At 40.6% G+C, this 24,140-nt stretch carries 24 protein-coding genes and 1 tRNA gene; 5 read left to right on the forward strand and 20 right to left on the reverse strand.

Going from position 1 to position 24,140, the window contains the following annotated elements; all coding sequences use genetic code 11:
- Positions 1-4 precede the first annotated feature (4 nt).
- The 8 genes from wecA to uvrB all read right to left on the reverse strand — a co-directional run bounded on the left by wecA (position 5) and on the right by uvrB (position 10,670).
- Entirely contained in the window at positions 5-1,024 is a 1,020-nt protein-coding gene (gene wecA, locus ABD128_RS00850; protein WP_343985266.1) for a UDP-N-acetylglucosamine--undecaprenyl-phosphate N-acetylglucosaminephosphotransferase, read from the reverse strand.
- 2 nt (positions 1,025-1,026) lie between these two features.
- Positions 1,027-1,992: a Wzz/FepE/Etk N-terminal domain-containing protein gene (locus ABD128_RS00855; protein WP_343985268.1), complete on the reverse strand. Its 966-nt coding sequence runs from the start codon at positions 1,990-1,992 to the stop codon at positions 1,027-1,029.
- Positions 1,993-2,081: 89 nt separating this feature from the next.
- Positions 2,082-3,539: a capsule assembly Wzi family protein gene (locus ABD128_RS00860; RefSeq protein ID WP_343985270.1), complete on the reverse strand. Its 1,458-nt coding sequence runs from the start codon at positions 3,537-3,539 to the stop codon at positions 2,082-2,084.
- Between the two features lie 126 nt (positions 3,540-3,665).
- Positions 3,666-6,374 (reverse strand): SLBB domain-containing protein, encoded by a 2,709-nt coding sequence (locus ABD128_RS00865; protein ID WP_343985272.1) that lies wholly within the window; start codon positions 6,372-6,374, stop codon positions 3,666-3,668.
- The gene (cysQ, locus tag ABD128_RS00870; protein WP_343985274.1) at positions 6,371-7,180 is read right to left on the reverse strand and encodes a 3'(2'),5'-bisphosphate nucleotidase CysQ; all 810 of its coding nucleotides are present in this window, start codon (positions 7,178-7,180) and stop codon (positions 6,371-6,373) included. The genes ABD128_RS00865 and cysQ overlap by 4 nt, the downstream gene beginning before the upstream one ends.
- A 183-nt stretch (positions 7,181-7,363) precedes the next feature.
- On the reverse strand, positions 7,364-7,870 hold the full coding sequence (gene rfaH / locus ABD128_RS00875) for a transcription/translation regulatory transformer protein RfaH (protein WP_343985276.1): 507 nt from the start codon (positions 7,868-7,870) through the stop codon (positions 7,364-7,366).
- The gene (locus tag ABD128_RS00880; protein ID WP_343985278.1) at positions 7,863-8,498 is read right to left on the reverse strand and encodes an MlaC/ttg2D family ABC transporter substrate-binding protein; all 636 of its coding nucleotides are present in this window, start codon (positions 8,496-8,498) and stop codon (positions 7,863-7,865) included. Before ABD128_RS00880 ends, rfaH begins: the two co-directional genes overlap by 8 nt.
- 183 nt (positions 8,499-8,681) lie before the next feature.
- Complete coding sequence (gene uvrB, locus ABD128_RS00885; protein ID WP_343985280.1) at positions 8,682-10,670, reverse strand: excinuclease ABC subunit UvrB; 1,989 nt, start codon at positions 10,668-10,670, stop codon at positions 8,682-8,684.
- A gap of 125 nt (positions 10,671-10,795) precedes the next feature.
- Between uvrB and ABD128_RS00890 the strand changes: the two genes are divergently transcribed.
- The 4 genes from ABD128_RS00890 (at position 10,796) to ABD128_RS00905 (ending at position 13,626) form a co-directional block, all read left to right on the forward strand.
- Positions 10,796-11,977, forward strand: a complete 1,182-nt coding sequence (locus ABD128_RS00890) for a pyridoxal phosphate-dependent aminotransferase (RefSeq protein ID WP_343985282.1) — start codon at positions 10,796-10,798, stop codon at positions 11,975-11,977.
- 85 nt (positions 11,978-12,062) lie between these two features.
- Positions 12,063-12,138 (forward strand) — tRNA-Asn (locus tag ABD128_RS00895).
- 75 nt (positions 12,139-12,213) lie between these two features.
- Positions 12,214-12,987, forward strand: coding sequence for a hypothetical protein (locus ABD128_RS00900; RefSeq protein WP_343985284.1), 774 nt, complete (start codon positions 12,214-12,216; stop codon positions 12,985-12,987).
- A 249-nt stretch (positions 12,988-13,236) separates the two neighbouring features.
- Positions 13,237-13,626 carry a helix-turn-helix domain-containing protein gene (locus ABD128_RS00905; protein ID WP_343985286.1) on the forward strand — a complete coding sequence of 130 codons (390 nt, stop codon included), beginning with the start codon at positions 13,237-13,239 and terminating at the stop codon, positions 13,624-13,626.
- Between the two features lie 220 nt (positions 13,627-13,846).
- On the opposite strand, the gene ABD128_RS00910 is transcribed toward ABD128_RS00905, so the two are convergent.
- From ABD128_RS00910 to ABD128_RS00925, 4 genes are all read right to left on the reverse strand, one after another.
- Positions 13,847-14,239 (reverse strand): hypothetical protein, encoded by a 393-nt coding sequence (locus ABD128_RS00910; protein WP_343985288.1) that lies wholly within the window; start codon positions 14,237-14,239, stop codon positions 13,847-13,849.
- Between the two features lie 648 nt (positions 14,240-14,887).
- On the reverse strand, positions 14,888-15,046 hold the full coding sequence (locus tag ABD128_RS00915) for a hypothetical protein (RefSeq protein ID WP_343985290.1): 159 nt from the start codon (positions 15,044-15,046) through the stop codon (positions 14,888-14,890).
- Between the two features lie 397 nt (positions 15,047-15,443).
- Positions 15,444-15,836: a hypothetical protein gene (locus tag ABD128_RS00920; RefSeq protein ID WP_343985292.1), complete on the reverse strand. Its 393-nt coding sequence runs from the start codon at positions 15,834-15,836 to the stop codon at positions 15,444-15,446.
- 493 nt (positions 15,837-16,329) lie between these two features.
- A complete protein-coding gene (locus ABD128_RS00925) occupies positions 16,330-16,488 on the reverse strand; it encodes a hypothetical protein (protein ID WP_343985294.1) in 159 nt (52 codons plus the stop codon).
- A gap of 223 nt (positions 16,489-16,711) precedes the next feature.
- Between ABD128_RS00925 and rrtA the strand changes: the two genes are divergently transcribed.
- Positions 16,712-17,329: a rhombosortase gene (rrtA, locus tag ABD128_RS00930; protein WP_343985296.1), complete on the forward strand. Its 618-nt coding sequence runs from the start codon at positions 16,712-16,714 to the stop codon at positions 17,327-17,329.
- Here rrtA and ABD128_RS00935 read toward each other — a convergent pair.
- The 8 genes from ABD128_RS00935 to hisC all read right to left on the reverse strand — a co-directional run bounded on the left by ABD128_RS00935 (position 17,326) and on the right by hisC (position 24,094).
- A complete protein-coding gene (locus ABD128_RS00935) occupies positions 17,326-17,625 on the reverse strand; it encodes a ComEA family DNA-binding protein (protein WP_343985298.1) in 300 nt (99 codons plus the stop codon). The two genes, rrtA and ABD128_RS00935, sit on opposite strands and share 4 nt — an antisense overlap.
- Positions 17,626-17,711: 86 nt before the next feature.
- Positions 17,712-18,407 (reverse strand): orotidine-5'-phosphate decarboxylase, encoded by a 696-nt coding sequence (pyrF, locus tag ABD128_RS00940; RefSeq protein WP_343985300.1) that lies wholly within the window; start codon positions 18,405-18,407, stop codon positions 17,712-17,714.
- Positions 18,408-18,429: 22 nt separating this feature from the next.
- Complete coding sequence (gene lapB, locus ABD128_RS00945) at positions 18,430-19,599, reverse strand: lipopolysaccharide assembly protein LapB (protein ID WP_343985302.1); 1,170 nt, start codon at positions 19,597-19,599, stop codon at positions 18,430-18,432.
- The gene (locus ABD128_RS00950) at positions 19,600-19,899 is read right to left on the reverse strand and encodes a LapA family protein (RefSeq protein WP_343985304.1); all 300 of its coding nucleotides are present in this window, start codon (positions 19,897-19,899) and stop codon (positions 19,600-19,602) included.
- Between the two features lie 71 nt (positions 19,900-19,970).
- Positions 19,971-20,273 (reverse strand): integration host factor subunit beta, encoded by a 303-nt coding sequence (locus tag ABD128_RS00955; RefSeq protein WP_343985306.1) that lies wholly within the window; start codon positions 20,271-20,273, stop codon positions 19,971-19,973.
- A 174-nt stretch (positions 20,274-20,447) separates the two neighbouring features.
- On the reverse strand, positions 20,448-22,121 hold the full coding sequence (gene rpsA / locus ABD128_RS00960; RefSeq protein WP_343985308.1) for a 30S ribosomal protein S1: 1,674 nt from the start codon (positions 22,119-22,121) through the stop codon (positions 20,448-20,450).
- A 131-nt stretch (positions 22,122-22,252) separates the two neighbouring features.
- Positions 22,253-22,945 (reverse strand): (d)CMP kinase, encoded by a 693-nt coding sequence (gene cmk, locus ABD128_RS00965; protein WP_343985310.1) that lies wholly within the window; start codon positions 22,943-22,945, stop codon positions 22,253-22,255.
- 48 nt (positions 22,946-22,993) lie between these two features.
- Positions 22,994-24,094, reverse strand: a complete 1,101-nt coding sequence (hisC, locus tag ABD128_RS00970) for a histidinol-phosphate transaminase (RefSeq protein ID WP_343985311.1) — start codon at positions 24,092-24,094, stop codon at positions 22,994-22,996.
- Positions 24,095-24,140: the final 46 nt, after the last annotated feature.

The raw sequence follows: 24,140 nt of genomic DNA on the forward strand, positions 1-24,140 counted from the left end.
GTACTCACTTATTAAATTTAAGTTTGTGTCGATTAGTCAAAACAATATTGTAAACTATAAATATTAGTACAAAAGATATTAACGAAATATACTCTGGTATATTGTAGGTGGAGCTCAAGTATCCTGTTAGGCCGAATAACAAAGATATGAAGGAAATGATTAATAGTGCTTGCTTCGGTGTAAACCCCATATCCATAAAGACATGATGTAAATGTTCTCTGTCGGCCACAAGGGGCGACTGCCCCCTTCTAACTCTTCTGTACATAACTGCTATCATGTCAACAAGTGGTACAGCTATAAACCAGAGAACATTAACAGGTTTTATTGACATTTCCTCAGACTGACTGATAACAATCAATAACCATGATACGGTAAGGCCAAGCATCATACTTCCAGCATCACCCATAAAGATTTTGTATTTCTTACTAAAGAGACCTAAGTTAAATGAAAGAAATACTAATAGAGCTGATGACATCACTCCGACTATGAGCTTAATACTACCATCCAAAACGACTAGACCAATCGCTAATAAGCTTATTAGAGATAAGGTTCCGGCCAAACCATCAATCCCGTCAGTCATATTAAAGGCATTTATACCGGCAATAATTGCTAATACTGTAATAACCTCTGAGAATGGGCCAGTAGTAACTTCTCCTAAACCGAACAGATTACCTAAAGAATCAATCTTAATACCAGTACCAAAGACTAATATTAAAGCAATAAGTGTTTGAGCAATCAGGCGTAATTTAGCACTTAAGTCATATTTATCATCTATTGAGCCAATGAAAACCATTATCGATATTGAAACTAAAAGCAGATTTATGTGTTGGCTTAAATCTACAAACAAGCTAACTGAGGTTATGGTTGAAATATATATAGCTACCCCCCCCGTAAGAGGGATATTTCCTACATGCCGTTTTCTATTATCAGGAGTATCAACTAGTCCCCAATTAACTGCAATAGGCCTTAAAACAAGAATTGATGCAAAACAGACTATTATCGCCACAACCCAACTTATATTCATCCTTATCCCTTCTTGTTTTTGTTATTCCTAGTAGCGCTAATAATTAAAACTATTAGTACTGATAAGATACCACCCAAAATTGCACCTAATATGGCTATAATTGCTCTTTTGGGTTTGTATTTCTCTTCTGGTACTTTACCTTCGCTAATAGTTTTAAATACATACTCATCAGAAACCTGTGCAAGCATTTTCGATTTGTGTTGCTCTTGGATTAACTCACTAAACATTGCTCTTAGCTCTGCATAGGATGTACTTTTGAATTGCTCTTCAAGATATTGAATATTTTGGTTGGCTTCTTCTAGAGCACGTTCTTTCATCAATTGGTTGATATCTTTAGTAAGCAAGTCTACCCACTCTTTTGCAATTTCTGGAGAATAGTGTGTGACCGACACGCTAACTAAACCGGTATCTTTATCCTGACTGATAGACAAACGTTCTTTGAATTCCTCGAATAATTCCCAACTACTGGGCTCCACAGTTTTGCCTTTGGGTGCCTCACGGACCCAGGTTTCAGTTGCTTCATTATAAAGTCCATCTTCGATGATCAACTTGTTCTTAGATTGGTCCCACCCTTTAGCTGCAAACAGTTCAACTGCAATATTATGTTTATTGATAAATTCTTCTGCGAAGCCCCAACTTTTCATTATTTCCATTGCAATGACAGCATCTGTTGATTCGCCGGCACCCAAGTTAATTCCAGCCATTGATGCAAGTCCGCCAAACTGTCCTGCTAGAGATGCTAATTTCCCACCAGATCCACTTTCATTAGGCTGCAAAACTGCTGTTGCTTTATATTCATTAGGCAGGTAAAGCGCGTACCCAACGGATGCAATGGCAAAAATGAAGGTTATCCCAATGATAATCCACTTTCCTTTCCAGAGAATAGAAAAGAGTTCGCGCAAGTCGATTTCGTCTTCGTGATGTGGCGACTGAGTTTGATTTAATTGTTGATTGTTTTCACTTTTCATAATTTTCTAATTTTGTATAGAGATTGCTTCGGCCTAAAGGCCTCGCAATGACGATTGTTAGGAGGCTTGGTTAAACTAACATTGACGACTTATAACTCCATTGTCCATGAAAGCCCTACATTATATTTATCAGTATTAACTCCTGATATTTCAAAAGCTTTATCTTGATAGTCAATGGAAGCCGATAATAGACCATGCTTAAAAGGTTTTTGGTATTTAAGCGAGAGCCTGTTGAAGCTAAGTTCATTAGCCGCAACAGTATGATTATCTCCGACACCACCTTTATTCATGTCAATTTTTGAAACTGATACTTTATAACGAGAACCTGATGTTGTTGATGCAAGTAACCCCAATGTTAGACTTTCAGTATCTGCGTCGTATGTGGAACCAATACTTCTGCCTTCTGTGCGGTAACCTGTTCGATATATCCCGTGCTCATAAGTTACATTTTTTGCGTATTCATTTTCAGTGTCTGCATACTCAATATAAGTAGTAACGAAAATATCGTTTGTAGCAAAGTTATTTTTATAACCTAATTGATAAAATTTTCTAGAGGGGGCGTACCCTGCTTCATCTTCACCAACCAGCTGACCGTAAATTGAACCAATATATTTTTTAGTAGGCAGTCTCCAATCAAAGTCTACCCCAGCTAATTGGTTGCCAGCTTCATTAGAGTTAAGGCGATCATCACAACCATCTGCAATTTGATCACAATTGGTTCTACCTATTGCGAGATCGACCAAACTGGATAATGACTCAGGTCTCCCCTCGCCTCCCCACTGCGCGGTTCGTCTTAAACCAATTTCTAATGAGTCAAATGGTTTAAAAGTGACTGACATGCCGAGTAGTTTTGCGTGAGGTATAAAGCGATCACTTTCAAGTTGCCCAGCAAAGGCTGAGACTGACCAAGGTCCTATCCACGAAAGCCACTCGCTTTCAAAAGGATCTGCGTAATTTCGCTGTACTGATAAGCTCGGCACGGGTCTAGCGTTATTACTCAATATTAGGGAACTATCCCAACCAGGACCATACCAACGTTCCTGTGCTCCCGCAGAGAAGATCCAGTTGCCCCAAATACCCGCAACATAACTATTATCCAGGCGCTCTTCTTCACCATCAAGAGGGCTGAAAGCCTTGGTAGCCTCAATGTTCCAAGCAAAGTTTTTAGTCATGCCTTTGTTGCTTGAAGTGATCTCAGCTTTTTCTCGTCGGTTATCACCAAAGTGTCGTAATAACTTTCCTTCATTGCCCGCTTTTAGTGATAGTTCACTACGTGTATCTGTTGAAGTCTCAATCCGAGCCTTTCGCTTCACTCGCATTAAAGCGGGCACTAACGACTCAGGAACTTCACTTAAGTCGGCATTATCTATTTCTTTTACTACCCTAGCCCAAGGAAGTGGCCAAGTTGTTATTGGCGTATTAATAACGCCGTGAGCAGATAATGCTTCGATGTCCGCTCTCAACCAAGCGTCATGCGTATCTAGCCAAGGCTCTGCCTTAACTACTGACCCGCTGAGTATTAACAATGCTATTAGAGTTTTTTTCATTTGTTTCTTATATTCGCTATGTCGTAACTGAATGAGATTGCTTCGTTAAACTCGCAATGACGTAATAATCAGTTACGTCATGGTGCACTCCATAAGTCACTACGTCACCCTACGTACGACTAGATCTTAGAAGCTATTAACCGCAGCCGCACCTAGAGCTAACTGATATACGATCTGGCTCACTTTACTCCAGAGCTCTAAGCCATCTACACGTGTAGTATCTAGTGGGACTACGATAGTATCGCCAGGTTCGACATTACTTGCGTTATGGCTTAGCCATGATGACTGGTTGGGTAGAACCACCGAGCCATCGGCTTTTACTATATAAATAGCATCTGAGTTCGCGGTATCTTTTTCGCCACCACTACGATCTATGTAATCTTGATAATCAAGTTTTTCGCTGTAAAGATGAGATGTAGCGACTTGTACTTCACCAACAACCGTAACTTCTTGACGGAAACTTGGCACAATTAACTTATCACCAGACTTTAGAATGATGTCTTCACTGTTATCGGCCAATATTGAATCAATATCTATAACAAGACGCCCTGTAGCTTCTGTTGAGCTTAATATGTTTAGCAGTGATTGTGCAGACTCAATGTCTGCTGATTTGCCGATGTTAGTATCTTCTAGTTCAGAAATTGCTATATCCTGACGAAGCTTAGCTTGGAGTTGCTCTAACTTCTTCTGTTCGTGTTGACGAAGAGTTTTTCGTGAAAATACTGTTGCTTTAGGATGAGCATACTTTGTAAAGCCCCCAACACGATTGATTAGCTGGCTTAGAGTTTCCCCTCTTGCCACTCTGTAGCGTCCCGGATACTTCACTTCCCCAGTGACATCAACATAGATTTCCTCAGTAATATCAGGAGAGATTTTAATATTTACTTCATCAAAAGGAGATAATGTTGTTCCCGACTCGCCTAAAAATTCTTCCTGCAAACTAATATTTTTATGTCTTATATTGACGCCTCCATCAATAGAGAAAGTGCGTGTAGTTAACTCTGCCTTCGCCAAATGAGCCACTTCTGTTAGGCCACCGGCCAACTGAATTAACTGTAAAACACTCATGTTATTTTCGTATGGGTATTGACCAGGAAACTTCACCCCTCCGCTGATTTTTACAAGTTTAGCTACACTTTGGTTCGTTGCTTGAGATTTTAGTTGGGTAATAAAGTTTGCAAGTGGTTCATTACGAATTTCTTGCTTTATCTGTGCAAGTTTTAGTTCATCATATTCCACGCTCTCAGAATTAAGGACACGACTTTCTAAATTTTCTTTTTGTTTTTTTCTTTGGATTTTACTTTCCAGTCCTGCATAGTCGGCAATATTTGTTGTTAACTCATCTTTGTTTGTAATTAACTCTAGTTCTTTTTGGAAATCAGCTCTTTCGAGCTGAGTGTTTTTGGCTCGGTCCAAATACAAACTAATGTCCTTTTTAGTAATTTGGTTTGATAATACAACCACTTTATCGCGGGAGTGTAATTTAAACTCATTATCCCCAGCCCAAATAGTTCGCAAGTTCACAATATATGGCTCTATATTGCCAAGGGCATCCGTTTCTCTGAACACAATCACAGCATCAATGTTTGCATGAGGCCTTAATTTTAATTCGCTCTTTAATACATCACTAAGCTTTAATCCACTTGTCCACTTTATTAGGCCTGGGCGATAAACATGTCCAATTAACTCAATAACATTTTCTTCCCTTTCCACGGCTGGAAAGATCTTTAATAAATCACCACTTTTAATTTTTGTATTAAGCCCTGTCCTTGTGTTCAGGTTTAGATCTACGACTGTTTGCTGTCCTGATGTACTTACCCTTTCTATTCGAGCATCACTTTTATACGCATTAGGTAGTAATCCTCCCGCTAATTCGATAAGACTGCTGACCGTTTTTTCATCTTTGAGCTCATAAATAGCTGGTCTAGCAACTTCTCCAGCAACCGATGCAGTTTTCCTAACCGATGGTATAAAGATTACATCTCCAGACTGTAATCGTTGATCATCGCTAGTATCGCCTTTTAACAATAAGTCGTATAAATCAACCGTCGAAATAACTTTACCATTACGCTTTAGCTGAATATTTCTCAAAGAGCCAATATCTGTTAGGCCGCCACTAACGTATAAAGCATTCATCACAGTGGATAATGAAGATACCGTATAAGCCCCTGGCTTGAATGACTCGCCTAATACAAAAACTTGAATAGAACGCAGCTCACCTAAACTTATATTAGACTGAACACCAATGTATTGCTCAGTAATCCTTTGATTCAGTGATTGCTTTAGCTCGGTATACGACAACCCTGCGACATTAATAGGGCCAAGTTGAGGAAACTGAATTGTGCCATCTCTTTCTACTGTTAATTCGTAGCTGTTATTCTCTTTCCCGAACAGCTGTACCTTCACCGTATCGCCCGGGCCAACAATATAGTTAGAAGGTACTGGAATATTGCTAACTGGTGTGTAAGTCGTAGGGACACCCGCGAATAGATCGTACCCAAACCTTTTCAGTTCACGCTCTACTTTGGGTAGCTTTTCCTGCTCTTCTTTTTCTTTTATTTCTTTGGCGTTATCTTGCTGGTTTGGAAAGTCTACCAACTCTCTCGGCATGATTGAACCAGCTGACTGATTATCAGTATTTACACTTGCGCTCTGTTGTTTCAACGAAGCACACATAGAGTCAACGTCATAGCCAGCGGCTCGCGCCATTTGTCTTTGTTGCTCAGTGGCATTTTGACACAGCTGTTTTGCCTGTGACATATCGTTGGCTGCACTGTCATTAACCATAACCAGTGTAAGAATGCTTAAAAACAATCCAAGAGTTTTTTTCATCATAGTTGTGGGCCTTGTACTATAAAGTAAGGGTTTAGCAATGATTCTTTAGTGTTATACATTAATTCGTCGTGTTTTTCATAGGTGACACAGCTGCCGCCTGCGGCCAGTAATATCGCGTGGGCAGCGGCAGTGTCCCACTCTGAAGTAGGGCCGAGCCTTGGATAGAGGTCTGCTTTGCCCTCTGCTACTAAACATATTTTTAACGAGCTACCCATTGGAACAAGTTCATAGTCATTAAATTTAGTTAGATAGGACTGCATTTCATCCGATTGATGCGAGCGACTACCTACGACTCGAATAGGTTTACGTGGCTGTGACGAAACTGATATAGGCTCTTTATTATGACCAACCTGTTTCCAGGCCCCCAAACTCTCACCATTTGCACCAATACCGCCGAAATATAGAATTTCTTTTACCGGGGCATAAACCACTCCAAAAATAGGTTTACCATTAGAAACTAAAGCAATATTGACTGTGAACTCGCCATTTCTCTTAATAAATTCCTTGGTACCGTCTAGGGGATCTATTAGCCAATAATGTTCCCAAGACTGGCGTTCAGTCCAAGGAATATCCGCTGACTCTTCAGACAAGATGGGGATTGATGGGGTTAGTTTCTGTAAAGCGTGAACAATACAACGGTGTGAAGCTAAATCTGCTTCAGTCAAAGGAGAGTGATCAGACTTTTCATGTACATCAAAGTCTTTTTCATAAATCGACATGACCGAGCGGCCTGCCTCAACAGCTATATTGTTAACGTCACGAATTAAATCGTTGTTTAGTAGTCTATCTTCCATCCAATTATCCATGATTATTTCTTTTCTCCGTCACCCAGATGCGCTACCGCCCGTGGGTTCCGGCTCCCAAAGTGCCTATCTTATTGTTTTTATTTGTAATATTTTTGTTAGGCCTCGCCTAAGCGTGCGCTATTATATAGGCTTTACACTCGTCTCGAAACCTTTCAAAAGTAATATTATTTTCTTTTTATAATGTTATATTTTTTCAAATTCGTCGTTTGAAACTTCAAGTACAGTGAGCTTACCCAGCATATTTAATAGAACTATGGAGCGCTGCTCACCGTCTGGCATCTTAAATATGCCTTCAAGATCTTTAAAAGGGCCTGCTGTGACTCGTACTCGATCACCCTCTTTAGGCGTTGAGTCGACCACTTTTGTGACAAAATCATGATCAATAACTTTCAACTGCTCCAAAAGTTGCGGCGAAATCTTTGCAGGAACACCACCAAAGCGTACAAAGTCTCGGACTCCTCGCGTCGAGCGAATCTTTGACCAATACTCACCAGTTTCTAATAACTCCACAAATAAATAGCCTGGAAACATGGCTTCTTCTACCTGCTTACGTTTCCCTCGGACTATTTTCTCTAATGAAATTATTGGAAAAAAGCTATTAATTGATTGATTTTCAAGATTTTCTTGCGCTCTTTTCTCTTGGCGAGGCTTACATTGTACTAAATACCAGGCACTTTGATCGCTACTCATCGCTTGCCACCGCCATCGCTTGGTTAAACTCTTTGTTCTTTTCTCTAAGTTCTGCCACAACACCTACGACACCATTTTTATCGAAAGTATCTCTAAAAAAGCCTCGCTTCATTTTGACAAAGCTTATGCCCTGGAAACTGAAATCGTACACAGTCCACTGTTCCTGCTCTTTATAAATCTTCAAGTCGACATTAAGAGTTGGGAATGACGGGCTTTCAAGGCGCACCCTCAGCCAACCCTTATTTCCTTTATCATTAAGTCTTACGCTTTCTACGCTAGCCTTTTGCCCTTGATATTGCTGCAATACCTCAAATAAATAGCGGCGAATAGTATTTTCGTAGGTTTTAATAAGAACATTGGCTTCAGAATCAGTAAGTTGCTTCCAGCGAGAAGTTCCTAGCATGGCTCGGATTGTATTTCTGGCTGACCATACCTCAAGCAACTCTTGGTTTACAAAGCCTATAAGAAGGTTTGGCTCTTGAAGTGCTTGTTTATGATTTTCTTCTAGAAAGACATTGATTTTATTGAGTTTATTATTGAACTCAGTTGCAATTTTCTCATCCGCATTGGAGGTTGGCGCAATAACTACGCACAAGCACATAAGAAAAGCTTTTAAACAACGGTACATTATTATTCTTAGACTCCACGATTTTTTGTCAACATCATAAAAAAGCTCAACTTAACGCTAACTTAATGTAAGGTTTAGTGACTGAATACTTAAAAAATTACCAGCAATACTTACAAACCTCCGAATTTTAGCATCAGAAGGCTATCTGACCAATTAATTCCAAAGGATTATAAAATTTGTGACCTAGACTAAACTTTGCTCGCGAATCTTTTCTATTTGATCACGAACTTGAGCCGCCTTCTCAAACTCCAAGTTCTTAGCTAAATCGAGCATTTCTTTCTCAAGCTTCTCAATTTGCTCCACACTCTCCGCCAAGCTTCGAACTACATACTGACCTTTTTTCTCAGCAACACGCTTTTTACCACGACCGGAGCCGCCGGTATCCATCACATCGCCAATTTTTTTCTTAATTCCCTGAGGGGTAATTCCATGCTCTTTGTTGTAAGCCTGTTGAATAGCGCGACGACGCTCCGTCTCGTCAATAGCCTTTTTCATCGAGCCTGTAATTCGATCGCCATACAAAATGGCCCGCCCGTTTAAGTTACGAGCTGCACGACCAATGGTTTGAATGAGAGAACGCTCCGATCGCAAAAACCCTTCTTTATCGGCATCTAAAATTGCTACAAGCGACACTTCCGGCATATCCAAACCTTCACGTAACAAGTTAATCCCAACCAAGACATCAAACTCGCCGAGTCTTAAGTCACGAATAATTTCCATTCGTTCCACAGTATCAATATCGGAATGCAAGTAACGAACTCTTACACCATGTTCAGCAAGATAATCGGTTAAATCCTCTGACATCTTTTTAGTTAAGGTCGTTACGAGTACACGCTCATTAACACCAACTCGGAGATTGATCTCCGACAGTAAATCGTCAACCTGCGTTCCTACGGGTCGCACTTCGATTTGAGGATCAACTAGGCCTGTTGGGCGTACTACCTGTTCTACCACTTGCCCAGAGTGCTCAGCCTCATAATTACCAGGCGTTGCAGATATAAAGATCGTCTGCGGTGCCGTCCGTTCAAACTCGTCGAACTTCAAAGGGCGGTTATCTAATGCTGATGGTAAGCGGAAACCAAACTCGACCAAGGTTTCCTTACGTGAGCGGTCACCCTTATACATGGCACCAATTTGCGACACCGTTACGTGGGACTCATCAATAATCATCAGCGCATCTGGTGGCAGATAATCGAGCAAACATGGCGGTGGCTCACCCGGCTCAGCGCCCGACAAGTAGCGTGAATAGTTCTCAATCCCTGAACAGTACCCAAGCTCCTGCATCATCTCGATATCAAATTTAACCCGCTGCTCTAAACGTTGCGCCTCGACCAACTTGTTCATGTCATACAATTGTGCCAAACGATCTTTTAGCTCAACTTTAATCTGTTCAATGGCGTCTAAAATGGTCTGACGAGACGTGACATAGTGACTTTTTGGGAAAACCGTCACTCGGGTTAGGTTCTTTAAAACTTCGCCAGTAAGCGGATCAAAAGTCTGGATGGTTTCAACTTCATCATCAAACAGCTCGATTCGTATGGCATTTTTGTCTGACTCAGCAGGATAAATATCAATCAGATCACCGCGCACTCGATAAGTCGCACGCTGAAGCTCCATGTCGTTGCGCGTATATTGAAGCTCAGCCAAGCGGCGCAAAATATAACGCTGGTCAATCGGATCGCCAATCTTCAAGTGCATTACCATGCTATGAAATGCTTTGGGATCACCTAGACCATAAATCGCGGACACCGAAGCTACAATTATTGCATCACGGCGTTCTAATAAGGCTCTCGTCGCCGATAGTCGCATTTGCTCGATATGTTCGTTTATCGATGCGTCTTTCTCAATAAAAGTGTCAGAAGCAGGGACATAAGCTTCGGGCTGGTAATAATCGTAATAAGAAACAAAATACTCTACTGCATTATTCGGAAAGAACTCCTTCATTTCGCCGTATAACTGAGCCGCTAGAGTTTTGTTATGAGCCATAATAATCGTTGGACGCCCACTACGCGCCACAACGTTGGCCATCGTGAATGTCTTACCAGAACCGGTAACACCAAGCAGCGTTTGATGCGAAAGACCATCTTCCAAGCCCTCTAATAGACTCTCAATAGCCTTTGGCTGATCGCCCGCTGGCTCGAATTGCGATTTCAAATCAAATATCTGGCTCATTCACTTCTATCGTTTAGTTGTATAACACGGCGTTGTAATCGCTTTAACTACTTGGGTAGCGATCTAACTTGGAGTATGATTGAGGCTTATTGTCTCATACTTTGCAAAAAAATCGAGGGATCAAAGTGGCAATCGAATTATCAAAAAGAGTACAGCTGATTAAACCTTCACCAACCTTAGCGGTGGCAGCAAAAGCTAAGGAATTAAAAGCCCAAGGGCGGGATATCGTCGGTCTTGGAACTGGCGAGCCGGACTTTGACACTCCTGAGCATATTAAGGAAGCAGCAATTGCCGCCATAAACGATGGCGCAACAAAGTACACGGCTGTAGACGGTACGCCGGAGCTCAAAGAAGCCGTGATTCAAAAGTTCAAACGTGATAACCAACTTAGTTACGAGCCTAACCAGATCCTTGTTTCTTCGGGCGGAAAGCAGAGCTTTTATAACCTCTGCCAAGCCTTGCTGAACCCGGGCGATGAAGTCATTATCCCAGCTCCATACTGGGTTTCTTATCCCGATATGGCGCTTTTAGCCGAAGCTCAGCCAATCATCATCGAAACTAATATTGAGCAGCACCTAAAGATCACGCCACAACAACTAGAAAATGCAATTACTGAGAACACTCGACTGTTTGTTATTAACAGCCCAAGCAATCCGACTGGTGTTGCTTATTCTATGGATGAATTAAAAGCGCTAGGTGATGTTCTGAAGCAATACCCAGACATCATCATTGCCACCGATGATATGTACGAACATATTTTGTGGAAAGAAGGCTCTTTCGTGAACATCCTTAACGCTTGCCCTGAATTGTACGATAGAACTATCGTACTCAACGGTGTTTCTAAGGCATACGCTATGACTGGGTGGCGTATCGGCTATGCAGGTGGTCCAGCAGACCTAATCGCTGCCATGAAAAAGATCCAGTCACAGAGCACCTCAAACCCAGCGGCGCCAAGTCAAGCAGCAGCGCAAGAAGCTTTAAGCGGCGATCAAAGTTGCATAAAGCCTATGTTAGAAGCATTCAAGCGACGCCATGACTATTTGCTCGAAGAATTAAATGCAATCGACGGCATTACTTGTTTGCCAAGTGACGGAACTTTCTACGCCTTCCCTAATGTTGAAGGGTTGATAAAAAAGTTAGGCTGCAAGTCAGATTTAGATCTAGCTGAACTTTTAATCGAAAAAGTAGACCTTGCACTGGTTCCCGGTTCGGCCTTCGGAGCACCTGGCCACATGCGACTTTCTTATGCTGCCAGCATGGAAACTTTAGAAAAAGCAGTAGAAAGGCTCAAAAAAGTAGCAAATTAAAATTTTTTTCACATAAGGTGTTGACCAAAGGGCGAAATATGTCTATTATCTCGCCCCGTTCAGGACACAACATTGAACGCACAATTCCCCCTTAGTTCAGTCGGTAGAACGGTGGACTGTTAATCCATATGTCGCTGGTTCGAATCCAGCAGGGGGAGCCATATTTTAAAGGCCTTGCAGCGATGCGAGGCCTTTTTTTATGTCCTCACATTACTGAAAAATTAAAAGGAGTTGCCGTGATTAGTTTCGCTAGGATTGTCTTGCTTGTATTATCACTTTTTACTGCCGTAAGCTGTGAAGAAAAATCTACTCTAGTCAATGAGCTCACGCTGTTCGGTCTAAAAGGTACGGTAGAAACAGTCCTAATCGAAATGGACTATGAGCATACGAATGTCAATGAAGAAGGCTACCTAGTCAATAGTGTAAAGCTAACGTTTAATGATAAAGGCTTTATGAATAATGAAACCCGTGTCTACACAAAACCATCAAACCCAGACTCAAAACCAAGGCTATCTTCTGAAAGCTATCAGTTTGACAACTTAGGAAGAATCCAAAAGCAAATTTCTCATAATCAATCCGGCGATCCGACAGAAACGATATTTCTATATAAAGAAGATGCAAAACTTCCTTATGCAGGGCTTAGTGGCGATAAGGACTACCCATACATGAGTACTTTGAATTACGATGATAGAGGAAGGTTAATCTCTGTCAGTTTGGATGATAAAGATTGGAATAACATTTTTAGTATGCAAACAACATACAATGACAATGATCAAAAAACCTCTTACAAGCACTTTTATGAGTCAGAGCTCATTTCTGAAAGGCACTTTTTCTATAATGAGCAGGGGTTTATCTCTAAAGTCACGGAAATTGACCAAGACCAAAACAAGTCATTATTAACTTACGAATATATAAAAATGGACGACTACGGCAACTGGCTAGTGCGGAAAGAAATATCAGGTCAAAAACCAGGCTATGTTATTGAAAAACGTACTATTAATTACTATTAAGCTAAACGATAGGCAAAAAAAAGCCGAGAAATGATTCTCGGCCAAATCCCACCATATAGCTGAAGGAAATCTGTATCAGATCTAATCTGATTTTTACTTTAATCTTAATACCTTATCTATTTTTACTAGTTTGCTTTATTTGTTCGCAAGACTGTGCTAAAAGTAGATATCAAGTTAAGTAAACTTAGAATCCATATTAATGCACAAATGCATTGGAATCAAGTCATATTTGCATTGCTGGGACACGATATGAGCGAAATAATAAATCAACTAAAGCAGTTAATGAATAATTTTGGTGAAACAGACTATTCAATGCAGCGTAAATCCAATATTAGTCAATCCACGATTTACCGAATCCTAGAAAGAAAAACGACTGACCCGGGTGTTCATAAAATAGATACTCTAGCTAGAGCGCTTGGATTTAGATTATCTCTTGTTCCTATTCATGAAGCAGATAATCAAATTGATTACACTTCCGAGGTAGATACTTTAAAGCGTATCATCACCTTAGTTGAGTCCCTTGCCAATGCACGAGGTATTGAGCTTACGCCGGAAGAAAAAGCAGAAATGATACTCTCTAATTATCGTGCTAATAGCTCAAAAGAAGAGCTAGGTATGCGGATAGTGAACCTTAAGTAGCTTTTATATCCCCTACCCAACTTAGATTTACTCTAAGCGCTTGCTTATAAGTCTATATGTAAGCGCTTTAACAACTCTACAATTCCCAAACTAATATATATACCCCATGCCAATGACACGGCTATATTGATATTCATGGGGATAATTATTGTTGAGCAAGAAAATAGATGAAAGATAAATAAAAAGCGCCAGTAGGCGCTTTGTTGGTGCTACAGGAGCTTTAAATTTTGCTCAACGGCGTCGTCACGCTACTTAGGTGAGTTTTAGCTTGTACAGGTCTTAAAAAGCCCTTAGATTGAATTATCTTTCTGTGATTCTTTTCAAAGTTTTCTAACTTTTGGTTCCAAGCCAAAATTTCCCTTAATTTATCCTTTTCAGATAAGTTACTCGTTTCAATATAAGAGTACTCTTGAAGTAGGCGTAATGCACAAATATCCGCTCTTCGAAAAGCAGACAGATCAACAACATTCTCTTCGTCATCGAAGAGCCCGCTGACAGATGTAGAATCAAACGATTCGCTGGTTTTGCTTCGATATGCCTTGAGAATTAGCCAAAACAGTGTTGCTGCGAACGCTGCTAAAACTAAACCGTAGGCCAAAAATAGTGATGCCATTAAGTTGTCTACCTATTAAGTGAACCAATTCTTTCATTACCGGTGCCAAAAGCACCAACACAATGCAAACGTTAACGGCCTGTAAGGCGTATGATTGCATATTCCCTATAAAGTCTAATTCAGTGAAGTGACGCTCGACATAACGCCCAATACTGAACAAGATTGCTACGACTGTTAGCACGCATATTGCAAACTCTTCTTTCAGGACTTTACCAGAGGTAACCGCCCGGAAGGCAACATAAAGCAATATGAGAGCGTCCGTGATCATCCAAGTGATATACCAAATATAGATAGCTATCTCGTGCGATCTTAAAGCAGGACTTATGGACCAATTCAGAAATTGAACAAGCACTAAGAACATACAGAATGTCACCAAACGTTTGCGTTTAGTGAATATAAGATGCAAAAACAGGCAAACCACTAAAGATAAAGTAAAAACATCCTTTAGTGGCTGCCAGAGATTAAGTTCTAAAACAAAGTTAAACAAGCGAGTTTCTTCCTCTATTCTCGATTTAACTTAACTACTCTATATTTAAGCAGGTTAAGCTATATATCGTGATTAACTGAAACAATATGAAAAATTATCGCCTGATGACTTCTACGCTCACATTTGAGCATTAATCTCAATTAGCCATAAAATGGTTAATGTTAATCACGTTTCTTTTTAGTGGGATCCTCTTCAGGCTCCCCGCCTCCATTTCCAGTGAATACCTCTAATGTACTTGCCTCTGGCAAAATCACTGGTTCTTGAATTTCTTGAGGTTGTACCATAGATAAATAGCAGATCATTGCGATAGATTCAAACATAATAATTTTCTCCAACGGTGTTGAGTTACGTAATTAATGAAAAGTAGCATTAAAATTAATGAATATGCGGAGGTGTATTTCGCCAAAGGTTTGCCGTAACTTATTGCTTTTGCAGATATAATTTTTATAAAGAACCAACGCCACGGGCTTTTCTGTATAAATATTAACCAATATAAATAAAATTTAACGTGATGTAAATTTTACATTTGATAAATTTAATTAATGCTTAACTCGAACTCGCAAAAGCATCTAAGGCATTGAATAACATAGTCATTCCTGCATTACCAGCGATGCAAAAGTGACTTAATGGAGTAAAAATCATTACCCACACTTATGATTTATAGGGTGCATAAAAAAAGCGCCAAGAAGGCGCTTTGATGAATAAGTTTTTAGAGGATTAGATTCTAGATAATGGTGTGACGTTACTTGAACTAATTTTATGCTGAACGGGTCTCAAGAAGCTTTTTGATTGAATTATTTTCCGATTTTTCTTCTCAAACTCTTCAAGTTTTTGATTCCATAACAGGATCTCTCTTAACTTGTCTTTTTCAGACAAATCACTGGTTTCAATTTGAGAGTACTCTTGTAACAGACGTAAAGCCATCATATCTGCTCTGCGGTATGCAGACAGATCAACTATGTTCTCTTCGTCATCAAAGAGGCTAGCAACCGTTCGCCCAGAATCAAAGGACTCTACGGTTTTGTTTCGATATGCCTTTAGGATCAGCCAAAACAGCATTGCTGCGAACGCTGCTAACACTAAACCGTAGGCCAAAAATAGTAATGCCATTTAGTTGTTTCCCTGCTATAAGCACTAACTGCTTTAGTATAGGTGTGATTAATACTAAAATGATACAAATATTTACTGCGGGTAATGCATACGCTTGAAGGCCTTTAATCAAACTAAAATCTGTAAAATGCCTTTCTATATAGCGACCAATATAAAATACGACGGCAATAAATGTAAAAATGCTAACTGCTAACTCTTCTTTTGATACTTTTTTAGTAATGACAGCCTGAAGCGCGACATATAATAAAATTACAATATCGGTAATCATCCAGGTTATGTACCATAGGTATTTTCCCTGGGTATGCTCCATCAGCCATGGAGACAAATTCCAGTTTATGAACTGAACGATAACTAGTAAGGCACAAAAATTCACCAAGCGCTTTCGCTTGGTGAACAAAAGATGCAAAAATAGACAAGCTACTAAACACAATGTAAATACATTAGTTATAAAGCCTGTTAAATTTAATTCATTTACAAAATTTGCTATCAAATACTAATCTCTCTTATCGGTTGTTGGATCCTCTTCTGGCTCACCGCCGGACCCTCCCGTGTATACTTCAGCTATAACTTCATTAGGATCAAACAAAGGTTGTTCGATATTTTGTGGTTCTGTAATAGATAAATAGCAGATCATTGCGATAGATTCAAACATAATATATTTCTCCAGCGGTAGTTATTTATAAGAAAATACGATATAAACAAAAAGCATTTAGGCTTAACCAAATAAAGTCACTGGTTAACGCACCCATAACTCATTGCTTTTTAAAGATTTATTCAAAAGCGAAACCATGTTAACGGCTTCTCTTTGTATAAATAGTAAACAATTTAAACGAATAAAAGCGTGAAGTAAATTTTACATTTGATAAATAATTTTTATGATGCCACTTCTAACAAAATACGCTATCCCTTTGATTTTAAGTCATATTTGCATTGCTCTCATATTTGCATTGCCTGAATCTAGCTTATGGTTATCATACGATCGAGGGGCTGTTGCTAGCGGGGAACTGTGGCGCTTTTTCACGCCCAATTTTGTCCACTTAGGCCTGACTCATACCTTTCTGAACTTAGCAGGCCTCTGGTTCACCATGTTCTTGTTTATTCACTTATTAAATTTTAAAGACTGGTTATCCTGGTTTCTTATTCTTTTTATAGCCAATATTGTGGGCTTACACTTATGGGTTCCTGAGTTACACAACTATGTAGGTATGTCTGGTGCGCTTTATGGATTGATAGCGGCGGCGGCAGCTGCAGAATTACGCTTAGGGGTAAAATTAAGTGGTTTATTGTTATTAATTGTTGGTGTTAAGATTTTTGCTCCACAAATCTTTGGTGTGGAATCTAGCTATAATGAGTGGTTAGGGGGTAATGTGATAGAGGAAGCTCACGTTATTGGCTTCATTGAAGGGATAATTTTAGGTTTGACTTGGCCAAAAGGACGTTTGCTAAAACCAAAATCCATTTTGGCCAATCAAAATACTGAAGACGCTCCTTAAATGGAAATTTTCTGACGGTTATTCTGCAGTGTTTTTTGTCCAATTCCTTTAACGGCAGTTAGCTCATCAATGGTTTTAAAGTCACCAAACTTTTTTCGATAATCGACAATAGCTTGTGCTTTCTTTAACCCAATACCTTTTAAGGCGGCTGCAATTTCTGCGGCACTCGCTTTATTAATGTTGACTTTTGAAATACTTTGTTGACTCTGTTGTTGGCTTTTAGAGCTGTCTTTTGCCATAACACCTTGGCTCAATGCTAGGGTCAGTGCTAAAGCAATTGCTGTTATAATTTTCATACGTTATCTCCTTGATTTAATTGTCCTTATCGACAAGTTTGCCCTGCCGATAAGGGGAGATTATTAAAATAAATGAAAGTTTACAACTAGCTCACAAGAGATTCAGAGATATCGCACAAGGCTTGGTAAGGATCGTCTGCTTTAGTAATCGGCCTTCCAATCACTAGGTAGTCAGAGCCAGCGTTGATTGCTTGCTGAGGTGTCATAATTCGGCTTTGATCACCCTGGTCAGCACCTGCTGGACGGATGCCCGGGGTAATAAGTTTAAAATTTTTCCCACATTGCTGTTTTAATTGCTCAGCTTCCCAAGAGGAACAAACGACCCCATCAAGCCCCGAATCTAGCGTCATTTGAGCAAGGTGACTCACTTGATCGGCTAGGCTTCTTTCGTAACCTAACTCGGAATAGACCTGCTCGTTCATGCTTGTCAGCATAGTTACAGCGATCAAGAGAGGCTTATTATCGGTCTCCAGAAGGGCCTCTCTTGCTTTCTCCATCATGATACGACCACCAGAAGCATGGACATTAATCATCCACACACCAAGCTCAGCCGCAGCCTGACAAGCCTTGGCAACAGTATTAGGAATGTCATGGAATTTGAGGTCTAGAAATACATTATAATTTTTCTCAACCAACTCTCTAACGAAACTGGGCCCAAATAAGGTAAACATTTCTTTACCCACTTTTAAACCACAAAGCTGGGGGTTAAGTTGTTCAATCAGCTCAAGAGCTTTGTTTTTATCATGATAATCAAGTGCTACTAAAATTTTAGGGTCGGACATGGTTCACCTATGTAAATAAAACTTACTCGCCTTCGATGCCTTTGATCGGTTTTACAGAACTCCACTCTTTGCAGCTCGGGCACTGCCAATAAATACTTTTAGTTTCGAAGCCGCAGTTATGACAAGCATATCGAGGCTTCTTAGCAATGAGTTTAGCGACAATATCATCCAGAAGTTGAAGGCTTGGTTTAGCAGAGTCTTGGGCATGCTCAATATGTAAGGAAATTAGTCGTCGGAGCCCTTTTAATGAAGGACGCTCCTGTAAAAAATCACCGATTAAATGCGCGGCAGCTTTGTCACCTTTGTCTTGTTGAACAATTTTGGATAACTCAACTAAAACTGATACACCCGCACCTTTTTCGAGACTTTTATCGAGAAACTGTTTATAACCATTACGATCTTTTGATTGACTATAAGCTTCAGCTATTTTTGGCAATGCCTCTGGTAAGAATGCAATATCTTGTTGAAGTATTCGTTGATAGGATTTAATTGCTTGTTTATAGCTCTTTTGCTTAAGCAGAATATCGCCCTGCAGAAGACTAGCACGCACAGAGTCGGGGTTGATGCTTAATGCTTTCTTTAGGTTTATTAGCGCGGCTTTTGTATCGCCTTCTTGGGATTTTTGATTAGCTAGCTCACAATAGAAGTGTGCAATAGGTTTACTCTGCTCAACCCCAATACTGGATTGTAACTGCTCCGCAACTTTTGCGGCATCGTCCCAGTCACGAGTAAGCTGATGAATATTTAGTAGCTGCACTAAAGACTCATCCTTGTGCTCAGGGTCATCAAGTAACTCTAAGAAAAGCTTCTCAGAACGATCGTACATGCCCACAGCGTTATAATCTAAGCCTAACTGATACAAGGCAATATTTCGCTCCTTTGAGGATAGCTGAGGACGTGCTATAAGGTTTTGATGCAAGCGAATGGCTCTATCTACTTCGCCACGTTTGCGGAAAAGATTTCCAAGCGCGAGATGTGTTTCTACGGTGTCGGTATCGACCTTCAGTAAATCTATAAAAGCATCTACCGCCTTGTCGGGTTGTTCATTAAGTAAGTAGTTTAGTCCTTTGATGTAATTACTCGATAAACTCTCACTTTCCTTTCCTTTGCGGTGCTTTCGCCCCATTATGAATCCTGACATGGCAGCAAGAGGTAATAGTGCTAAAACCCCATACAGAATCCACTGGTCCATTTAGAACGGGTCCTTACTTGAGAGAGGCTGCTGCCTGAGCAAATTCAATTCTTTTTCGGCATTTGCGAGCTTTTTGTTGGCGCGTTTTAAGCGATGACGGTATTTATATACAGCAAAAAGCATACCCAAAATCCCTAAAATCAGACCACAAAGTCCTGCCCAAAAAACCACCAACGACAAAGGTAATTCACTTGAGTTGAATAAATAATTTACTGATATTGTTTGGTCATTATTTAGAGCAAACACTGTGCTCATAACCAAAACAACCACAAAAAGAATAATGGCAATGATCTTTCGCAAAAATCGCTCCAAGCCTAAAAATTTATTGCAGAATTACTGCATACGCAATAAATGTATTAATGGGTGAATAATTATGGCTTTATCGGTTGGTCTTTCCCACCATCAACCCTTTCACGCAATTCTTTGCCAGGCTTAAAGTGTGGGACATGTTTACCCTGTAACGTTACTGACTCACCAGTCTTAGGGTTTCTACCAACTCGGGGTGCTCTATAGTGCAGTGAAAAGCTGCCAAATCCACGGATCTCAATACGCCCACCATCGGAAAGCATGTCCGACATTTGGTCGATCAAAGATTTTACAACCAGTTCTACGTCACGAACCGATAACTGAGGGTTTTTATCCACTAGACACTCAATCAATTGTGATTTCGTCATTGGCCTAGACCTCCATTTAATTGAATACCCAATAGTATGGGGTATTTCAGTACAAAAATCATCTAACTATTTTAATTATATGATCTTTTTTACAAAATTCCATTAATGTTCTAATCAAAAAAAAGCCCAGCATTCGCTGGGCTTTGATGATTTTAGAAAAATCAGCAGGTCAAATTACTCTTCGTCACCTAACTGTTCTTTCAATAAATCGCCAAGAGTTGCAGGAGAAGAACTCTTCTCGTTGCTGAACTCTTTGATTGCTTCAGCTTCTTCAGCCGCGTCTTTTGCTTTAATAGACAAAGTTAAGTTGCGGTTTTTCTTGTCTACGCCAACAAATTTAGCGTCGATAGTATCGCCGATGCTCAAGTGTTTGCTTGCATCTTCAACACGCTCATTACTGATATCAGAAGCACGAACATACCCTTCAATGTTATCAGCTAACTCGACTGTTGCGCCTTTTGCGTCAACATCGATAATTTTGCCTTTAACAACTGTACCTTTAGGGTGCTCGCTTAAGTACTCTGCAAACGGATCTGAATCAACTTGCTTAATACCTAATGAGATACGCTCACGCTCAGCATCTACAGACAATACAACAGCTTCAACTTCGTCGCCCTTCTTGAAGTCACGTACCGCTTCTTCACCAGAAACAGTCCAAGAGATGTCAGAAAGGTGAACCAAACCATCAATACCACCGTCAAGACCGATGAAGATACCGAAGTCAGTGATCGATTTGATTTTACCAGAAACTTTGTCGTTCTTGTTGTGAGTAGCTGCGAACTCGTTCCAAGGATTAGGCACACATTGCTTAATACCAAGAGAAATACGACGACGCTCTTCATCAATATCAAGAACCATAACTTCAACTTCGTCACCCAAGTTAACAACTTTAGATGGGTGGATGTTTTTGTTAGTCCAATCCATTTCAGAAACGTGTACTAGACCTTCAACACCGTCTTCGATTTCAACGAAACAACCGTAGTCAGTAAGGTTAGTAACGCGGCCTTGTAGGCGTGCGCCTTCAGGGTAACGATCGTTGATGTCAACCCATGGATCAGAACCAAGTTGCTTAATACCTAGAGATACACGGTTACGCTCACGATCAAACTTCAATACTTTAACGTCGATTTCGTCGCCAACTTGCACCACTTCGCTTGGGTGCTTAATACGCTTCCACGCCATATCTGTGATGTGTAGAAGACCGTCAACACCACCCAAATCAACGAATGCACCGTAATCAGTAAGGTTCTTAACGATACCTTTAAGCTCTGAACCTTCCTCAAGGTTAGCCAGAAGCTCTTCACGCTCAGCACTGTTTTCAGACTCGATAACAGCACGACGAGAAACTACTACGTTGTTACGTTTTTGGTCAAGCTTGATAACTTTAAACTCAAGATCAACACCTTCAAGGTGTGATGTATCACGAACTGGACGAACGTCAACTAATGAACCAGGTAGGAAAGCACGGATAGATTGTACTTCCACAGTGAAACCACCTTTAACTTTACCAGTGATAACACCTGTAATTGTTTCTTCTGCTTCGTGGGCTTTCTCAAGCACACCCCAAGCAGCGAAGCGCTTAGCACGCTCACGTGATAGACGAGTTTCACCGAAACCGTCTTCAACTGCGTCTAGTGCTACTTCAACTTCGTCGCCGACGTTAACTTCTAGCTCACCCTTGTCGCTCATAAATTGGCTACGCGGGATAACGCCTTCTGACTTTAGGCCAGCGTTAACAACAACAACTTCATTATCAATATCAACCACCGTACCGGTGATGATGGCGCCTGGACGCATTTCTACGTTTTGTAGGCTCTGTTCAAATAGTTCTGCGAAATTTTCGCTCATTCGTTAATACCTGATACACCCTACCAAGACAATCTTAGTAGAGACTTAGTTAAAATCACCATGCGACTTTCCCGTTGCCATGGGTCAATGAGTTATATTAGTTCATCATCCATGCGAACTAACTTTTCCAATTACTTCTCAGAAAACCCTATAAAATCAAAGATTTGCTGAACAACTTCATCGATAGAAATAGTCGAGCTATCAACAACAAATGCACCCTCTGCTGGCACCAATGGGGCCACAGTACGAGTGCGATCACGCTCATCTCTTTCGATGATGCCTTTAAGAAGGTGCGAAATATTAGCATCTACGCCCTTTTCGATCAACTGTTTGTGTCGTCTTTCTGCCCGTACTTCGGGGCTTGCAGTCAAAAACACCTTATGTTTTGCGTTAGGGAAAACCACTGTTCCCATGTCGCGTCCGTCGGCGACCAAACCTGGTAACTGACGAAATCTTTTCTGACGAATTAAAAGCGCATCACGAACTTCGGGGATAGCAGCCACTTTAGAAGCCATCTCACTGGTTTCATCAAGTCGTAGCTCCACACCTACATCTTGCTCATTTAGAAGCACTTTTTGCTCGCCATCAGTTTGAGGCTCAAACACAACATCGAGAGCTAAAGCGGCTTTTGCGACTGCTTCCGTATCGTTAACGTTAATATTGTTATTGATAACCGCTAGTGCAGTAAGTCGATATAAGGCGCCACTATCCAATAGATGATAGCCTAGTTTAGACGCTATAATCTGGCTGATAGTTCCTTTTCCTGAGCCGCTCGGGCCATCAATGGTGATTACCGGAATACTCTCTGCGCTATGTCCACTCATAAATGCTCTCTTGTTTTTTAACTATAGAATGCTGTTCCTGACCAACGACTACTTGGTCATATCACGTAATACACGGATAAACTTAGCATTTTCTTCTTCAAGGCCAATACTCACGCGTAAGTGATTAGGCATTTCGTAATTAGCCACCGGACGAACAATGACACCTTGCTCTAGCATGTGCTGATAGATTGGGCCCGCAGGTTTTCCCATGTCAACAGTAATAAAGTTGGTTACCGAAGGGATATAATCATAGTTTAGTTCTTTAAATACCGCTTCTAATTGCTCCATGCCTGCTTTATTAACGTCTAGCGCCTTTTGTAAGTAAGCATGATCATCTAACACAGCTTCCGCAGCCGCTAAAGCCAATGAATTCATATTGAATGGCTGACGTGGGCGATTAATAAGTCCCGTAATTTCTTCATTTGCAACCGCATAGCCCGCTCTAACCCCTGCCAAACCATAAGCTTTAGAGAAAGTACGAGTCACGATAAGATTCGGGTATTCTTTAATCCATGGGATTGTTTGTGGGTAGTCTTTGTCTTCCACATACTCGTAATAAGCCTCATCCAGTATCACTAAAACGTCTTCAGGCACCTTGTCCATAAAGGCTTTAAGCTCTGCAGACTTAACCCAAGTACCCGTTGGGTTATTAGGGTTCGCAATAAAGATCATGCGCGTATTTGGCGTAATCGCTGCGGCTGTAGCTTCTAGATCATGGCCCCAGTCTTTAGCCGGAATTACTACTTTTTTAGCGCCAATAGCTTGCGTGACGATTGGATACACCACAAAAGCGTGTTGTGAGAAAATCACTTCATGTTCAGGGGCCACGAAAACTCGAGCAATCAGTTCAAGTACGTCGTTTGAACCATTACCAAGCGTTATTTGATTAATACCAACGCCAACACGCTCAGCGATTTTAGCCTTAAGATAGTATCCGTTCGCATCAGGATAACGTGCTAGTTCGGAAAATTCTTTCTCCATAGCAGCCTGCGCCATTGAACTTATGCCAATTGGGTTCTCGTTACTCGCCAACTTAACAATATTGGTAATACCTAGCTCTCTTTCTAACTCAGAGATTGGTTTACCTGGTTGGTATGGGTGTAACTCTTGCACACCAGAATTCGCTAACTGTATAAAATCACAACTCATAAGAAACTCCGTTACTATCCTTTATAGCCTACCCCTTAATCGCCTT

It is taken from the genome of Kangiella japonica, from assembly GCF_039523535.1.
GTDB classification, from domain to species: Bacteria; Pseudomonadota; Gammaproteobacteria; order Enterobacterales; family Kangiellaceae; genus Kangiella; species Kangiella japonica.

Excerpts from the sequence above, each read along its gene's own strand:
- wecA (WP_343985266.1), bottom strand. The coding sequence starts at position 1,024 with ATGAATATAAGTTGGGTTGTGGCGATAATAGTCTGTTTTGCATCAATT.
- ABD128_RS00855 (WP_343985268.1), bottom strand. The coding sequence starts at position 1,992 with ATGAAAAGTGAAAACAATCAACAATTAAATCAAACTCAGTCGCCACAT.
- ABD128_RS00860 (WP_343985270.1), bottom strand. The coding sequence starts at position 3,539 with ATGAAAAAAACTCTAATAGCATTGTTAATACTCAGCGGGTCAGTAGTT.
- ABD128_RS00865 (WP_343985272.1), bottom strand. The coding sequence starts at position 6,374 with ATGATGAAAAAAACTCTTGGATTGTTTTTAAGCATTCTTACACTGGTT.
- cysQ (WP_343985274.1), bottom strand. The coding sequence starts at position 7,180 with ATGGATAATTGGATGGAAGATAGACTACTAAACAACGATTTAATTCGT.
- rfaH (WP_343985276.1), bottom strand. The coding sequence starts at position 7,870 with ATGAGTAGCGATCAAAGTGCCTGGTATTTAGTACAATGTAAGCCTCGC.
- ABD128_RS00880 (WP_343985278.1), bottom strand. The coding sequence starts at position 8,498 with ATGTACCGTTGTTTAAAAGCTTTTCTTATGTGCTTGTGCGTAGTTATT.
- uvrB (WP_343985280.1), bottom strand. The coding sequence starts at position 10,670 with ATGAGCCAGATATTTGATTTGAAATCGCAATTCGAGCCAGCGGGCGAT.
- ABD128_RS00905 (WP_343985286.1), top strand. The coding sequence starts at position 13,237 with ATGAGCGAAATAATAAATCAACTAAAGCAGTTAATGAATAATTTTGGT.
- ABD128_RS00910 (WP_343985288.1), bottom strand. The coding sequence starts at position 14,239 with ATGGCATCACTATTTTTGGCCTACGGTTTAGTTTTAGCAGCGTTCGCA.
- ABD128_RS00915 (WP_343985290.1), bottom strand. The coding sequence starts at position 15,046 with ATGTTTGAATCTATCGCAATGATCTGCTATTTATCTATGGTACAACCT.
- ABD128_RS00920 (WP_343985292.1), bottom strand. The coding sequence starts at position 15,836 with ATGGCATTACTATTTTTGGCCTACGGTTTAGTGTTAGCAGCGTTCGCA.
- ABD128_RS00925 (WP_343985294.1), bottom strand. The coding sequence starts at position 16,488 with ATGTTTGAATCTATCGCAATGATCTGCTATTTATCTATTACAGAACCA.
- rrtA (WP_343985296.1), top strand. The coding sequence starts at position 16,712 with ATGATGCCACTTCTAACAAAATACGCTATCCCTTTGATTTTAAGTCAT.
- ABD128_RS00935 (WP_343985298.1), bottom strand. The coding sequence starts at position 17,625 with ATGAAAATTATAACAGCAATTGCTTTAGCACTGACCCTAGCATTGAGC.
- pyrF (WP_343985300.1), bottom strand. The coding sequence starts at position 18,407 with ATGTCCGACCCTAAAATTTTAGTAGCACTTGATTATCATGATAAAAAC.
- lapB (WP_343985302.1), bottom strand. The coding sequence starts at position 19,599 with ATGGACCAGTGGATTCTGTATGGGGTTTTAGCACTATTACCTCTTGCT.
- ABD128_RS00955 (WP_343985306.1), bottom strand. The coding sequence starts at position 20,273 with ATGACGAAATCACAATTGATTGAGTGTCTAGTGGATAAAAACCCTCAG.
- rpsA (WP_343985308.1), bottom strand. The coding sequence starts at position 22,121 with ATGAGCGAAAATTTCGCAGAACTATTTGAACAGAGCCTACAAAACGTA.
- cmk (WP_343985310.1), bottom strand. The coding sequence starts at position 22,945 with ATGAGTGGACATAGCGCAGAGAGTATTCCGGTAATCACCATTGATGGC.
- hisC (WP_343985311.1), bottom strand. The coding sequence starts at position 24,094 with ATGAGTTGTGATTTTATACAGTTAGCGAATTCTGGTGTGCAAGAGTTA.